Annotated in this window: 16 protein-coding genes and 2 pseudogenes; 10 read left to right on the top strand and 8 right to left on the bottom strand. The window is 40.5% G+C overall.

Going from position 1 to position 14,038, the window contains the following annotated elements; translation table 11 throughout:
- Nucleotides 1-873 precede the first annotated feature (873 nt).
- Together K7A41_RS19985 and K7A41_RS19990 are read left to right on the top strand one after the other, a co-directional pair.
- Entirely contained in the window at nt 874-1,062 is a 189-nt protein-coding gene (locus tag K7A41_RS19985; RefSeq protein WP_265715147.1) for a hypothetical protein, read from the top strand.
- A 35-nt stretch (nt 1,063-1,097) separates the two neighbouring features.
- Entirely contained in the window at nt 1,098-1,493 is a 396-nt protein-coding gene (locus K7A41_RS19990) for a nuclear transport factor 2 family protein (protein ID WP_265715148.1), read from the top strand.
- 242 nt (nt 1,494-1,735) lie between these two features.
- Here K7A41_RS19990 and K7A41_RS19995 read toward each other — a convergent pair whose 3' ends face one another.
- On the bottom strand, nt 1,736-2,059 hold the full coding sequence (locus K7A41_RS19995; RefSeq protein ID WP_265715149.1) for a hypothetical protein: 324 nt from the start codon (nt 2,057-2,059) through the stop codon (nt 1,736-1,738).
- A 17-nt stretch (nt 2,060-2,076) separates the two neighbouring features.
- Between K7A41_RS19995 and K7A41_RS20000 the strand changes: the two genes are divergently transcribed.
- Complete coding sequence (locus K7A41_RS20000) at nt 2,077-2,433, top strand: energy transducer TonB (protein ID WP_028071183.1); 357 nt, start codon at nt 2,077-2,079, stop codon at nt 2,431-2,433.
- 441 nt (nt 2,434-2,874) lie between these two features.
- Here the strand turns inward: K7A41_RS20000 and K7A41_RS20005 are convergent.
- Nucleotides 2,875-2,994, bottom strand: a pseudogene (locus K7A41_RS20005) (transposase); the annotation flags it as partial.
- Between the two features lie 43 nt (nt 2,995-3,037).
- Between K7A41_RS20005 and K7A41_RS20010 the strand changes: the two are divergent.
- From K7A41_RS20010 to K7A41_RS20025, 5 genes and pseudogenes are all read left to right on the top strand, one after another.
- Entirely contained in the window at nt 3,038-3,331 is a 294-nt protein-coding gene (locus K7A41_RS20010) for a hypothetical protein (RefSeq protein WP_265715150.1), read from the top strand.
- Nucleotides 3,332-3,713: 382 nt separating this feature from the next.
- A pseudogene (msrA, locus tag K7A41_RS23800) lies at nt 3,714-4,181 on the top strand (peptide-methionine (S)-S-oxide reductase MsrA); the annotation flags it as partial.
- A 33-nt stretch (nt 4,182-4,214) separates the two neighbouring features.
- A complete protein-coding gene (msrB, locus tag K7A41_RS23805; RefSeq protein ID WP_398456133.1) occupies nt 4,215-4,712 on the top strand; it encodes a peptide-methionine (R)-S-oxide reductase MsrB in 498 nt (165 codons plus the stop codon).
- A gap of 250 nt (nt 4,713-4,962) precedes the next feature.
- Entirely contained in the window at nt 4,963-5,688 is a 726-nt protein-coding gene (locus K7A41_RS20020) for a ferritin-like domain-containing protein (RefSeq protein ID WP_265715152.1), read from the top strand.
- A gap of 20 nt (nt 5,689-5,708) precedes the next feature.
- On the top strand, nt 5,709-6,542 hold the full coding sequence (locus K7A41_RS20025; RefSeq protein ID WP_265715153.1) for a ferritin-like domain-containing protein: 834 nt from the start codon (nt 5,709-5,711) through the stop codon (nt 6,540-6,542).
- A 109-nt stretch (nt 6,543-6,651) separates the two neighbouring features.
- On the opposite strand, the gene K7A41_RS20030 is transcribed toward K7A41_RS20025, so the two are convergent.
- From K7A41_RS20030 to K7A41_RS20050, 5 genes are all read right to left on the bottom strand, one after another.
- Complete coding sequence (locus K7A41_RS20030; RefSeq protein ID WP_265715154.1) at nt 6,652-7,509, bottom strand: anti-sigma factor; 858 nt, start codon at nt 7,507-7,509, stop codon at nt 6,652-6,654.
- Nucleotides 7,506-8,072 carry an RNA polymerase sigma factor gene (locus K7A41_RS20035; RefSeq protein ID WP_265715155.1) on the bottom strand — a complete coding sequence of 189 codons (567 nt, stop codon included), beginning with the start codon at nt 8,070-8,072 and terminating at the stop codon, nt 7,506-7,508. Before K7A41_RS20035 ends, K7A41_RS20030 begins: the two co-directional genes overlap by 4 nt.
- Nucleotides 8,073-8,197: 125 nt before the next feature.
- Nucleotides 8,198-9,391 (bottom strand): DUF1501 domain-containing protein, encoded by a 1,194-nt coding sequence (locus K7A41_RS20040; protein ID WP_265715157.1) that lies wholly within the window; start codon nt 9,389-9,391, stop codon nt 8,198-8,200.
- Between the two features lie 16 nt (nt 9,392-9,407).
- Nucleotides 9,408-10,781 (bottom strand): DUF1800 domain-containing protein, encoded by a 1,374-nt coding sequence (locus tag K7A41_RS20045; RefSeq protein WP_265715158.1) that lies wholly within the window; start codon nt 10,779-10,781, stop codon nt 9,408-9,410.
- Between the two features lie 188 nt (nt 10,782-10,969).
- Entirely contained in the window at nt 10,970-11,326 is a 357-nt protein-coding gene (locus K7A41_RS20050; protein ID WP_265715160.1) for a response regulator, read from the bottom strand.
- 360 nt (nt 11,327-11,686) lie between these two features.
- On the opposite strand from K7A41_RS20050, the gene K7A41_RS20055 reads away from it, so the two are divergent.
- Together K7A41_RS20055 and K7A41_RS20060 are read left to right on the top strand one after the other, a co-directional pair.
- Nucleotides 11,687-12,694 (top strand): S41 family peptidase, encoded by a 1,008-nt coding sequence (locus K7A41_RS20055; protein ID WP_265715161.1) that lies wholly within the window; start codon nt 11,687-11,689, stop codon nt 12,692-12,694.
- Between the two features lie 200 nt (nt 12,695-12,894).
- The gene (locus K7A41_RS20060) at nt 12,895-13,143 is read left to right on the top strand and encodes a hypothetical protein (protein WP_265715162.1); all 249 of its coding nucleotides are present in this window, start codon (nt 12,895-12,897) and stop codon (nt 13,141-13,143) included.
- A gap of 423 nt (nt 13,144-13,566) precedes the next feature.
- Here the strand turns inward: K7A41_RS20060 and K7A41_RS20065 are convergent, their stop codons facing one another.
- Nucleotides 13,567-14,010 (bottom strand): MarR family winged helix-turn-helix transcriptional regulator, encoded by a 444-nt coding sequence (locus K7A41_RS20065; protein WP_322784042.1) that lies wholly within the window; start codon nt 14,008-14,010, stop codon nt 13,567-13,569.
- Between the last annotated feature and the right edge of the window lie 28 nt (nt 14,011-14,038).

A 14,038-nucleotide genomic window follows, 5' to 3' on the forward strand; every position in this document is an offset into this window, starting at 1 on the left:
ATAAGAAAATATTTTTAAATTATGTATTGGTCAATTCGTAAAAAAAGTTGATCAAATCGCATCTGTTTGTCCCGCCTTTTAATTTGAGGGAAGCGGTTCGAATAGGTACAAATCTATTTTATTGTAGCACTACATTTATGATAAGGACTTATTGTATGAGTACTTCAATATGCTTAGCGAATGCGGATTTGATTTAATTTTTCAACGTTCTTATCCGTCCTCGGCATTAATGTCACCATGTATAGATATGGACGACCCCTATCGGAATACTTTTACTGAAATATATACAGAAAAAGGTTATCTACAAGTGGAATCTGTCCAATCTTGTTAGCTTTTATACGCATGAACATATCTGTGAAGATTGATTTTTGGCAATGGGCAAACGCCCCTTTATTTTTAAAAAAACTCCTGATAAAAACGGGCAGTTTGGCATGTTTTAAAATAAGGGAAGATAGCTAATGAGGAATCTAAAATAATACGCTTCTTGACCAGAAGAATGGCATTTTTTTGTAACCTAAATTTTATTTTGGACGTTAATGATTCAAACATTGCATTTTTAATGTTTGAGGTCGATTTTTTTGTATTTTATAAAAATATTCTTGCTTTTTTACTAAACAATCACTAATTTAAACTCATTAATTAATTATTTCAAACTTAAACTAAGAAAAATAGAAACATTAAATTTTGATCAAATGGCGTCTCTTGAGGGGGTAGATAGCTGACTTATAGCTGTGGGCCTGCATTGGCGGGTGCTGTAGTTGCAACGGCTGGATTTGCATTTGTAACAAGAGGTGCAGGCCTCATTGTTTCTTTAGTTGGAAAAGGGCTTTCAACGGCTTCGTTAATTGATTCGTGTTCTTAAAACCTAACGTTATGAATAAATTTTCTTATTTTATTATCGCAGCATTTGCTGTAATAGAAATTACCTCAATAGTTCTATTTTCTATAGGAGAAATCAGTTCAAAAAATTTCTTAATATCTACTGCAGTATGTGTGACAGGAGTATTGGCACAGAAACTTAGCATAGATAAAAGAAACAAATTAAACAGTATTAAAGAGTAGTTTATCTCTACCAAATTTAGAAGTGGAATAAAATTATGGAACCAGCCATCCTAAATGACAGGACTAACAAGATTTTCAGATATGTTGAGGCTTATAATAGTATGGACGTAGGAAAAATGACAGTGGATTTTGATGACCACATCGTTTTCCTAAACCTAATGAATGGCGAAAAAACAATGGAATTGCAAGGAATTGAAGAGTTTAAAAAACAAGCTATCGAGGCTCTCTCCTATTTCAGCGAAAGAAAACAGTCTATCGAGACATTGACTCACAATATTGACTCTTCAGAGATCTCTATTAACTACTGGGCGGTTGCCGCAATGGACTTTCCGAATGGCTTGAAAAAAGGCGATGAGATAACCTTAAAAGGCAGATCCGTGTTTGAGTTTTCTGCGGACGGGAAGATAGTTAAACTGACTGATATAGCTTAATATTATAAAGAAAAATAATACATTAACCAACAAACTATAAATTATGTTCTCATTTGGATTATTGATGTACCTCATATACGGAGGATTTATAGCAATCTGTCTCTATGGACTTTACCTCGTACTATCTAAACTACTTGATAGATATCTTGCTGCCAAACGCGATCACACCGCAGCGCTCCGTGAGCAAAATGATATTCTAAAAGTTATCGCAAAAGCTGTTAAACCTAGGGACGACAATAATCCTACTGCCTAGGGTCTTCGTGACGTGATGAATAGTGAGAAAATGGAATAGACTTTCCGACAATTTTATATTGCATACCCCCATCTAATATCTGCTGTAAAAGATGCTCTGATCGAAAGTAACTTAAAAGGAATTCAAATTGGTCAATCGCTGACTGACCAATTACAAAGTTCTGACTACAAGATGAATTCAATTCATCAGCCGACGACTGATGAATTGAAACAAGCGTTTCAACACCAATAAAAAATGGGCCACAGACATTTATTTTGGCGATCTCGCCGCAAAAACTGGAAAGATGGGTAACCATTATGCCTTCCGCTCTCATATTATTATACTTAAAAAATGAAAAAGTTAGATACATTCAAGATTCTCGCTGCAACTGTCCTCTTGCTCACAGCGACAGCCGCCTTCAGTCAAGTCGACAACCGCTCGATCACCGACACCTTAACTAAGGGATTGAAACTACCGACGCGCAAGGAAACAGGCAAGAAAATATTAAAGGGTGTTTATAGGTTTACTGTAGAGACCGACGGTACCGTCAGAGATGTTCAAGTCAAAGATAGCATGGGCTTTGGAGTTGACGAAGAAGTGATAAAAAAACTTAAAGCCTCTAAAAACTGGAAAGTTGTCATATTTGACGGTGAGCCTAGGCGGATAGATTACTCTTTACCGATCAATATTACATTACCGAAAAAGTAAACGTTTTAGGTCTCAATATAGAATCGTTTGAGAAGCAGCTTTTATCATCAATAAACAATAATCCGGATGAGATGGTCATATATTTTTTTGCACTGGGGAAGTACAATACTACTAGCTGCTCTCCTACTCCCGATATTTGGAGGGTTTGAAAACAATGTAATATTTAGAGACCTTTGGCTTTTTCCTTATATATTGATCGGTGGTATTATTCTTTCCCTACCAACGCTGTTTGCCTATATCTTGGTATTTTTTGTATTGAATCATTATAAGATCCATATAAAATGGGTAAAGCCTATCTTAATATCACTAACAGTTATTGGAATCTGTCTGACATACTATCAATTATCAAAAACGTTGAATCTAATGTTTGTGTTGATTTATTCCGCTATTGCGGTAGCTTGCGGACTGCTTTTTAAGGTTGGGAAAAAATGATGTGGTACCGCTCAGCCACATAAAGTTGATATTCTCCCGGCAGGCCGTTTCCAGTTTGCGGCTGCTGTATACATTACTGACATAGCCAAACACTTAAACTTTCAACAACATCTGCGGGTGATAACTGGAGCAGCACGATATTATTCATAGCAAACGAAATATATTTCCTATTGTGAGCCATGATGGCAAATTCATAGGGCTGGTCAACAGCGAATATCTATTCTCGATTCTACTTGGCGAATTGGATGGGTTGGATACAGCATTTGAAAAATTGGCTCAAAAACCCAATGACATCGTCCTTATTCATGAAAGTATGGAATCTGTGATGTCAAAAATGAACAAAGAAGACACTTGGATCCTCCCGGTGCTTGGACCTGAGCAAAAATATCTGGGCTTTGTGTCCAAATCTAGCGTATTCAATAAATACAGGGCACTGCTTATCCGCCAAGGGCATTATCTCGAATAGGAAACAATAAACATCCATTTAAGTTTAAAAATGGGAAGCACCTATCCGTCAACTTTTAGCAACTTAACAATAGATTTCTATCGGTAACTGTATCGCATTGTCTGGTGCAGGTAAAAAAAGTGCCTGCATCCTAAAACTCTCTATCGATCTTTATGGAATTTCATAATTAGATATATCTTACCAATAACGAAGCAAAGAATCTCAATTTTTAAATTGATTAAAACCGATCTGGATCTTTACATCGTATATTAAAAAACAAGAATAGAGAAACGCTATGAAACAGGTATTTTTATTATTATTACTAGGATTAGGCTTATTTATGCTCAGCAAATTTGGTTTTTCGCAGAAAACTAATGATTCCAAAATAATTAAAAAACAAACTATGAACCCTACCGGCGATGAAGATCAGGTTATTTATTTTGCAGGAGGATGTTTTTGGGGTACGGAGCATTTTCTTAAGCAGGTCCGCGGGGTGACCGCTACCGAAGTTGGTTATGCCAATGGCAATCTAAAAAACCCAAGCTACGAGCAGGTTTCAACAGGAAAAACGGGCTTTGCGGAGACTGTCAAAGTCACTTACGATCCACAAGTCGTTGACTTAAAGCTGCTCGTAGATTTATTCCTAAAGACTATCGACCCGACCTCGCTCAATAAGCAAGGAAACGATATCGGAACACAGTATCGTACCGGTATTTACTATACAAATGATTCAGCCATTCCGGTTATCAAGGAAAGCCTCGCCGAACTGGCCAGAAAATATCCGGCAAAAATAGTTGTTGAACTGGAACCCTTACAAAATTACTACGACGCTGAGGCATACCATCAAAAATATCTCGACAAAAACCCAGGTGGCTACTGCCATATTGATCCGGAATTATTCGAGATGGCTCGCAAAGCCAATCCTGCGCCCGCCAAAGATACAGTTGTGTCACCAACCTACAAAAGAAAGGACAAGAGCACACTTAAAAAAGAACTTACAGCACTACAATATGATGTAACCCAAAATCAGGCAACCGAGCGTGCCTTTGATAACGCATACAATGATGAGTTCAGAGATGGCATTTATGTAGATATTACTACCGGTGAACCGCTATTTGTCTCGACCGACAAGTTTGAATCAGGCTGTGGATGGCCCAGCTTTTCCAAACCGATCAATCCAGACTTAGTCGAAGAATTAGCTGATAATTCTCACGGCATGCGCCGCACGGAAGTACGTAGCAAAACTGGCGACGCTCACCTAGGACATGTCTTTGATGACGGCCCTGCCGACAAAGGGGGGCTACGCTATTGCATCAATAGTGCCTCTCTCCAATTCGTGCCTAAAGAAGAAATGAAAGCCAAGGGTTATGAAAAATATTTGCCCTTGCTAGCCAAGAAGTAAATGGTATAGCTTAAAAGGCTCTTAGCAAAAACTGATGCAAGTCTGCATCAGTTTTTTTGTGCGCTGCTATCCCACGAACAGTAACGAAATGAGCTATCCACTTACGTGTGCAACGATCTTTATTTACACTAGCTAAAACCTACATCAAAAAAAAAAATTAAAAAAAAATAAAATTATAAAATCCAAGCTATTCAAAAAGTCGTAAATGGTTATAAGTACAGAAAAATTATAAAACTTAAAGACTTTTGTTATGGAAAAGACAACAAAGCCCCACCATGATTCGCTATTGGATTCCAATGGTGAAATTGAAAAAAGGGATCTTCGCAGAAGGGATTTCCTAAAATTTGCAGGCGCTAGTGCTGCATCATTAGCTATACTCGGTTTGTCTAGCTGTAAAAAAGACCACGACGACGGCATGGATAACGGCGGTAAAGGTCTTTATTTTGGCAGCGGCGATATTGCGATTCTCAATTATGCGTATGCGCTCGAACAGCTTGAAGCCGCCTTTTATATTCAATTGGTCAATAACCCCTACGCTGGCATGACCGATATGGAAAAGGCATTCTTTACGGATATCCGTGATCATGAGATTGCCCATCGCGAATTTTTTAAAGTTGCACTGGGTGCCAAAGCAATCTCCAGCCTTGATTTAAATCTTTCGGGTATTAATTTCAGTAGCCGGGAAAATGTCCTGGCAACGGCCAAAACATTTGAAGACCTGGGCGTTTCAGCGTATAACGGTGCCGGATGGCTTATTAAAGATCCCAATTACCTGTTATTGGCAGGTAAGATCGTTTCGGTCGAAGCGCGGCATGCTGCTTGGGTACGTGACATGATAGACAACGGCAGTTTTGCCAATATGGAAGTTGTCGATTCCAATGGTCTTGATGTTGCCAAAAGCCCCAGTGTAGTACTGAGCGCTGCGGCACCGTTTATCAAATCGAAAATCGACGTATCGGATCTACCCACTTATTAATCACCCAAAACTCAATTATCATGAATCTTTTAAACGTTTTTGAACAAATAAATGCTGTAGATCCTGAGTTCAGCGATCGCATCAGCCCACGTCGCGAAGCAATCAAAAATCTAGCTTCCATGAGTAAAAAAGTAACCCTGGCAGCGCTACCCTTTTTCGTTAGTGAACTTTTCAAAAAAGCTTATGGTGCCACAGCTCCAACGGACGTAAATGGTGTACTAAATTATGCATTGACCCTCGAATATTTAGAAGCAGAATATTATACCATGGGAGTTGCCAAAGCTGGACTCATTCCCTCAGGCAAACCGCTCGGAGCCATTACCACCATACGGGATCATGAGGTAGCTCACGTGAATTTTCTGAAACAGGTATTGGGCAGTAAGGCTGTTTCAAAGCCGACATTTGATTTTACCGCTGGCGGCACATTTGGAAATGTCTTTAGCGATTATGATACATTTTTAGCGGTTGCTCAGGCATTTGAAGATACCGGGGTGAGAGCGTATAAAGGACAGGCAGGCATCTTGCTTGGCAACCGCGTTGTTCTTACCGCAGCATTGCAGATCCACTCTGTCGAAGCAAGGCATGCCTCCCATATCCGGCAGATGCGCCGCGCACGCGGCGGCGGTGCTGCAAATCAAAAGCCTTGGATTACGGGAGCCAATGATACGGGTATCGGTGCCGTCGTAGATCCTATTTATGCAGGTGAGGATAATGTAAAGCAAGCAGGCGTTGACATTACTTCGCTTTCTGGCTCCATGGGGAAAATCTCAACGAGTGCAGCCACACAATCTTTTGATGAGCCATTAACCGCAGAAGCTGTACTTAATATTGCAGGTTTATTTATCAAAACTTAACAAAAGTTTTAATTTACCTGTGAAAACGGCCCCGGTTTGGTTTACAAATTGGGGCTTTTTCGTGCTATTAAATCCTGAACGACAGTGAAAAATTTAAGAGAATAAGGTGCTAGATATTTCCCATTACGCAGAGCTCAGTTAGCGTAGGGCTAGGTTTTCCACCTTCATCCTCCAACGTAATGGCGAAGGCCTGTGCTTTGGCAACATCAAGCATTTTACTGACCATCTGATTGCTGGCAGCCACCGGAAATACACCAGCACTGACCGGCTGTCCGTCTACCATGGCCCAGAGCTGATACTGTTTACCCTTGGGAGGAACGGGCATATGTTCAAGACTCAAGTATACTGCTTTAGACTGCTGGTCCCAGTAAACTAGTGCGTGCAAATCTGGTTTGGTCTCAATACCTTTTAAAGAAATCGTTTTGATTGCCGGATTCTGAATGAGTGCCCATTTGTCCTGCAATACAGCTAACGTAGTTTGCTTTGAATCTAGCTGCGTATTGGTTTGAGCAAGCATCTGTCTATCGTGTTTTTGCTGCTGATAAAAGATTAAATTCGCACCAGCACTGAGCACAAACAAAACACTTGCTGCGATTGCCCACCCATAAGATCTTACCGATACGATCTGAGCCGTCTGCTCTTCAGTACTGGAATTTGTTCGTGACTTATCATATTCATCCGATGAAGTAATCACCGTTGGAGCAAGATGTGCTGAATTATTTTTCGCAATGAGGTTTTCATCTTCAAGCCTAGCCCAGATTTTTTCCTTCAGAGGAATTGGCGGTGCCACCGCCTGGATCTCAGCCAAGTTCACGAGCATTTTTTCAGCTTCGATTACTGCTTCATCCACTGCGGAATTATGTTTACGAATGCAGTTCAGGATACTTACTTCCTCTTCGGAAGCGAGTCCTAATACATACGATTCAATAATCCCAGATGATATGTAAGCTTCGATATCCAAAATCAACGATATTCTTTTAACAATTTTTTTAAATGTAAAAACGCAGCTTTAGTCCGTGTTTTTATGGTCCCCAAAGGAATATCGAGCTGTTGCGCGATTTCCAGTTGGGTGTATCCTTCATAGTAGGCCATTTCAATCAAAATGCGGCATTCAGGCTTTAAATTATCTAAAATATTATTAAATCCAATAAAGTCAGTACGCGCAAATCGTTCGTTTTGGCTTTGATCTTGTTCCTCTTCTCTATTTACGATATTGGAAAGGGATTGGTTTTTCAAATCATTCTTTGCTGCCTTTGATTTCCGGTAGTCCAGTGCGGCGTTACGCGCAATATTGATCATCCATGTATATAACCTTCCCTTTTCTGCCTCGAAATGATCAATATGTTTCCAGATCTTAACAAAAACATCCTGAATAACTTCCTCTGCGTGCTCAATAGAAGTTACAATCCGGCAAACTACGCCATACAAGGCGTCCGCATAGTTATCGTAGAGATAGCTAAAGGCCTGCTGGTTCTTTTTCTTAAGCAAAAGAATCAATGTTTCTTCCGAAAGGTTGTGTAATGGACTCAAATTTTAAGTTTATAGAACTAATATCTCTAATAAATTCTGTAAATCAAAGCCCATCACGCAATTCAGGTAAAAAACTGCTTATCGGAAAAAAAAGCGTATAAATACCTATCCATAAGCAGGTGTTTTTAAATAAAATCATAAATCCCATTTTTCCATCCCACTATTTTGGCGGAATCCGCATGTAGCCAGTTTTTCAGCACTGTTGCATATACTTTTCGAAAATCTTCCGTATACTGGAGATCCCCCTCATTGAGCTGGGTCAGGTCAGGCAAGGCATTGAGCAGCCCCTGTTTTTTCAAGCCTCCGGATAGAAAGAAAAGTTGGTTGGCCGTACCATGGTCAGTGCCATTGCTGGCATTCTGGGTCACCCTGCGCCCAAACTCCGAAAAGGTCATCAGCATGACATGCTGAAAAAGGCCATTTTTCTTGAGGTCGTCCACAAAAGCCTCCACGGCATCGTTGATGGTGTGGAATAGGCTCTCCTGCCGCTGCCGCTGATTGATATGCGTATCAAAACTACCGATCTGCAGATAATATACCTGTGTATTGATATCTGATTTAATTAAGGAAGATACCGTCTTTAGATCCTTTCCAAGCACCGAATCGGGGTATGCTGCTGCGGTTTTTCTCGCTTTACTCTGTTCAAAAATATAATCGGCATTGTTGATCGTATCACCCAGGGTTTGATACAGATAGGCTACTGTTTCCTCTTCATGCTGATGCTGGTGTTCCTGATAGAGTGTATTAAAGTATTCTTCACGGCTGGTCTGATAAAGCTTCTTAGGGTCTTTAAACGCAAACGCTTTTTTCTGTTTTCCCTTGAGAGCAAGACTTAGCATATCATTCACTTCGAGCGCCTGCGTCGGATGATCGCAGGCGTAACAGGCTTGATCCAGGTAGCGGCCTATCCAACCACTCTCCAGGTACTCGTCGCTTCGGCTCGCACTATGCCATATATCCATGCTGCGGAAATGCGATTTATTGGGATCGGGATAGCCGACATTGTTGAGTACAGCCAGTTCGCCACGATCATAAAGTGTCTTGAAAAAAGGTAAAGCCGGATGAATGCCCGCTTCATCCGTAAGGGCCAGCGCATTATTGACCGCAATCGTCTGCCGTTCCCGAAAATAAATATCATTGCGTATCGGCACAATAGTATTCAGCCCATCATTGCCGCCACTAAGCTGCAAGATGACCAACACCTTATGTCCCCTTTCCAGCGCTTCGGGCAAACACATGGCTTTTAAGAAATTGGGCAGCAGTACAGATGCTGTTGCGAGTGAGCCTGCTTTGAGAAATTGGCGTCTTTTGATGATCATGGCTTCCTATTTACAATTAACAAAGTTGATATTCGGGGATGCTCATGACTTCAATAATAGTTCTACGCCGGCTTCCACCAGCGTAGCTATCGCGCAGTTTCTTACCAAACGAAGGCTGCTGCGACAGCAAGAGCTCAAAGGGATCCCGGTCGGCAAACACAGCCTCGACCCCAGCCCAGTCAATGGAAATTTTGGGGTTTTTATAGGCCTTAGCCATGGCCCGCGACTGCTTCATCCCCATATCGAGGTCGTCGTCATTCTGCGCATCAAGGTCCAGCGGCAGCAGGCCGGTCCATATCTGTGGAATCTGCATCCGGAGCAATAAGGTCGAGCTGTCGATCCAGGCTTTTCCCGACGGCCATCCCGCCACATTCGGCGGATACAAGAGCATCTGCCCCAGCAACTTTTGATAAACAATCAGGTTTTCAGGATTCGCTATTTCCATGGGTAACATGCGCATGATACCGACCATGAGTTCCACTGGAGACTTTATTTTGTTGCCTACATTTTTGGAGTCGTAAAACCAGGCTGCTGTAAACATGCGGTCGAGCAATTGCTTGATATTATATCCAGAATCGTAGAAATCTCTACTCAACAAAACGACGGTGTCCTGATCCACTTGTTCATTGACTAGAAAACGGTAGAGTTTTGCTGTGATAAAACGGGCCGTAGCGGGTTGATCCAGGATAATATCCAACACGGCATTACCGTCAAAATTCCCGGTTTTCCCCAAAAATGTTTTGCGGCCCGAGTCATGAAACTTTTTACGCTCCAGGAACTGGCCATCCTTATCATACGACCAGCCCGTAAATGCGCGTGCAGCTTCCCTTACATCCGATTCGGTATAGTTACCAGGCCCCATCGTGAAGAGCTCCATCACTTCGCGGGCAAAGTTTTCATTGGGGTGATCTTTTTTATTCTGCTGGTTGTTGAGGAAATTGAGCATAGCCGGAGCTTTGGAAACGGCAAACAGCAAATCCCGAAAATTTCCGAGCGCATTTTTTCTGATTTCGTTGAGGATATGAGCGCTAAAATTGGAGTTGATAACCCGGCTAGCAAAATGGCCGTGCCAAAAAAAGGACATTTTCTCCCTCAGCTGATCTTCGCTATGCACCATTTCATTCAGAAAGTTGAGGTTGATTTCAATATTACGCTTTCGGTTGAGCTGTTGAACCTGCTTTTTTTCTGCGGCATTCAACTTGGAAAGTGCAGTATAGTCGAAATCGGTCTGCTCCGTATTGAAACTGATCGGATGAAATTCACGTTGCTGGGCATATTGCTTCCAGAGGACTGCAGTAGACTGCTGTTCAAAAATGGGAATCTGCTGTAGGCTCATCCCAAATCCGGCGCGATTTGCCAGGTGCATATTTTTTTTAAAGTCGGACATCATCCTGTTTACTTTTATACCTAAATAACGAATTATTTAGCAATGTTTGCTTAAAGTATGGTTCGATTTAACAAACATTAAGCTAAATTAACAAAGTGACTACCAGCCCGAAACTGCGACTTTAAGTTGGCCGCAATATTTTCTGCCTACTTTTTTCATGACAAACCGATACATTTTTAAGGTTGGCCCGCTTACATCACTTTCTCTACTAAATCATAGAGATCGTCAAGTTCAAATGGCTTTGCCAGAAAAGCATCTGCTCCGCATTCGGCGGCCACTCTTGGCGCTCTAGCACTAGCAGACATCATAATAATGGGCATGTGGCTATATTGTTGCCCTGTTTTTAGCTCGCGCACAAGTTCATCACCGGTCAACCAGGGCATCATTAGGTCGATAATCAACAGGTCAGGTTGCGCAATTTCAATGAGGGCGATCAGTTCCGTACTTTTTGATGTGCAAATCACTTCAACGCTGTCACTTTCTAAAGCAATTGCTAATACATCTAAAATAAGAAGTTCATCATCGCAAATGACTATTTTCTTTTTCATTTTTTCGAATCTTTAATACGGTTATAGTTTCATAAGATATGCCCTAGTGGTTATACAGGGACCCGCGTAAACCATTATATAGCAGACTTTGCATCTTGTAAATTGTACAGTATAGACAGCCAAGGTCCCACTATAGTTTTAATAAAGACGAATCAAAATCAGCAATAGGATTTATCCATATTACAGCATTTTTCTTCGTTGTATAAGCGTGTTTTTTACACTTTTAGTCTATATTTGTGCGATCGACAATTATTAACATTTCTGATTATACACATGAACACACGCGTACTATTTTTATGGCTATTGCTAAGTTTACCTATCTTAAATTTCGCCCAAAACTGCAATTGTGAATCCAATTTTTTGTGGGTAAAAAAAACGTTTGAAGAGAATGATGCCGGTTTTCAATACATCGTCAGCAAAAAGGGCCGGGATGCCTATGAATTGCACAATGCGATGTATCTCAAAAAAGTAAAACTATTGCCCAATGATGAGGAATGTGCTACATTGCTCAATCAATGGATCCGTTTCTTTCGCAATGGACATATCGGCGTAAATTATATTGGAAAAACAAAGAAAGCCGAAAAGGTTACCGAACAAAATAAGCAGCCGATTGAAAAGGACCTAAATCCATTAAACGCCACAAAGCCATTTTTCGAAACATTAAATGAAAACACGGTTTACCTCCGTATTCCTGATTTTGAAATAACCGAAAAGAAGGCGATTGACAGCATTATACTGGCCAACCGAGCAACCATCTTATCGACCGAAAACTTTATTATTGACGTGAGAAATAATCCAGGCGGAAGTGATGCGAGTTATAGTAGCCTTATCCCCTTCTTATACACACAACCGATTAGAACCGTAGGTGCATTATTTTACTCGACAGATTTAAATAATCAACGCATGTTGGAGCTTAGCCAAAACCCCGATTTTGACGAGGAGTCTAAAAAAACGTTCAAAAACTACTACGAAAAATTGCAGGCCAATAAAGGTGAATATGTCGATTTATTCAATAAAAAAGTAAACATAACCAAGCTGGATACCATTCAGCCTTACCCCAAAAATATAGGGATCGTTATCAATGAAAACAACGGGAGCACGACAGAGCAATTTCTATTGACTGCCATGCAAAGTAAAAAGGTAAAATTGTACGGTAGAACAACCAAAGGGATGCTTGATATTTCTAATGTAAATATCGTTACATCTCCATGTGGCGATATTGAACTGTATTATGGATTATCTAAAAGTTACCGTATTCCATACTTCCCTGTAGACGATATCGGATTACAACCAGACGTCTTTATTGATAAAACCATTGACCCAAAGAATTGGCTAAATTTTGTGTGCGACCACCTCAATGGAAAATAAAATTAAGATAAAAAGTTTAGTTACATATATTTTTTTTGCGATCTACTTTACGACGGGTATTCCGATGCCTGAATCGCCAAATTTTAGCGCCCGATCCATAAAAGAAGGTACATTTCCGTTAAAATTGTCCGGACGTCGACCAGGTCATCAACTCAACTTGGCACATCCTATTTCATTTTTTTTTTGTATATTATCTCACTATGAAAATAGTAGACATCACAAAAGACACTTTAATCAGTGCTCAGAAAGAAGGATTTACCGTATTAATCACCAAATTTAATTCCGATCCGTTAAACCCAACCTGGATTGTCGACAAGGTTGAAAAAGACAAAATAGAAGCTAGCAAAAAGGCACTGAACGAAAGCTACCAGCTATGCTATTCCCTTAAAGAAGCTATTCTAACTGTTGATAACCGCCCCTTTATCGGAAAATTACAGTTAAGCCATTAATAGCGTTTGGTTAATGTGTAATCTCATGGGCAATCTGCAGCATGTATTGTTTCACAAAGTCGTTGAGTTAACGTGTAACAAGGCAGGATAACAATAAAAACATGCATAAGAATTATTAATGCATGATATTTTTTTAACCCAGCGGACCAAACTATCCTTAAGTTTGGTCCGCTTACTATTTCTACTTTTCCAACTCATTCAATCACTTAGTAACCTGAATCAATCGAAGAGCTTGCAGCTATTGATCCCGACATTCTTATTGTGGACGACCATATTAAAGGAAGTAAAAAAGGATCCGAAGTGATCAAGGAACTCAAAACTGATCCAGACACCGAAGAGCTTCTGTCCGTTCTAACATCGATAGACAGCAATATTGCAAAAACCGCCGCCGAATGTAAAGCTCCGGACAGCAGTCCATGGTTTTTATTTTTTTATCACGGTCAACACCTTATTAAGCAATTCGCTCAGCTTAATTAATTCCTCTTCCGACAGGCTTTTAGCCGCTTCTTTGGCCACTGTTTCCCTGAAATTCTCCGAATTATCGATAATGAATTTGCCTTGATCCGTTACGCTCAAATTGAAAATACGGCGGTCGGCCGAGGACTGCTGCTGCTCAATGAGATTATTGGCGATCAAAAATTTGAGCTGTTTGGAAACTGCAGGCGGGCTTATGTTAAATGCCTGTGCAATCTGTTTGACGATACAATGATCGTGTCGATAAATATATTCGATCATATTATAGTGGGTCGCCGTTATGTAAGTGTCCCAAAAAATCAAACAGCTTAAAACTGGACATAAATGTTTAGATTTAAGTAATAAAATGAAAAAAACACGTTTTACAGAAAGCCAGATTGTTCGAGCACTCAAAGAGGGCGAAGAAGGCAGAAAGACCGAA

Source organism: Sphingobacterium sp. InxBP1, from assembly GCF_026191775.1.
GTDB lineage: Bacteria > Bacteroidota > Bacteroidia > Sphingobacteriales > Sphingobacteriaceae > Sphingobacterium > Sphingobacterium thalpophilum.

Coding starts and splice junctions, on each gene's coding strand:
- K7A41_RS20060 (WP_265715162.1), top strand. CDS start 12,895: ATGAAAATAGTAGACATCACAAAAGACACTTTAATCAGTGCTCAGAAA.
- K7A41_RS19990 (WP_265715148.1), top strand. CDS start 1,098: ATGGAACCAGCCATCCTAAATGACAGGACTAACAAGATTTTCAGATAT.
- K7A41_RS19995 (WP_265715149.1), bottom strand. CDS start 2,059: ATGAGAGCGGAAGGCATAATGGTTACCCATCTTTCCAGTTTTTGCGGC.
- K7A41_RS19985 (WP_265715147.1), top strand. CDS start 874: ATGAATAAATTTTCTTATTTTATTATCGCAGCATTTGCTGTAATAGAA.
- K7A41_RS20050 (WP_265715160.1), bottom strand. CDS start 11,326: ATGAAAAAGAAAATAGTCATTTGCGATGATGAACTTCTTATTTTAGAT.
- K7A41_RS20025 (WP_265715153.1), top strand. CDS start 5,709: ATGAATCTTTTAAACGTTTTTGAACAAATAAATGCTGTAGATCCTGAG.
- K7A41_RS20040 (WP_265715157.1), bottom strand. CDS start 9,391: ATGATCATCAAAAGACGCCAATTTCTCAAAGCAGGCTCACTCGCAACA.
- msrB (WP_398456133.1), top strand. CDS start 4,215: ATGGCTCGCAAAGCCAATCCTGCGCCCGCCAAAGATACAGTTGTGTCA.
- K7A41_RS20000 (WP_028071183.1), top strand. CDS start 2,077: ATGAAAAAGTTAGATACATTCAAGATTCTCGCTGCAACTGTCCTCTTG.
- K7A41_RS20045 (WP_265715158.1), bottom strand. CDS start 10,781: ATGATGTCCGACTTTAAAAAAAATATGCACCTGGCAAATCGCGCCGGA.
- K7A41_RS20020 (WP_265715152.1), top strand. CDS start 4,963: ATGGAAAAGACAACAAAGCCCCACCATGATTCGCTATTGGATTCCAAT.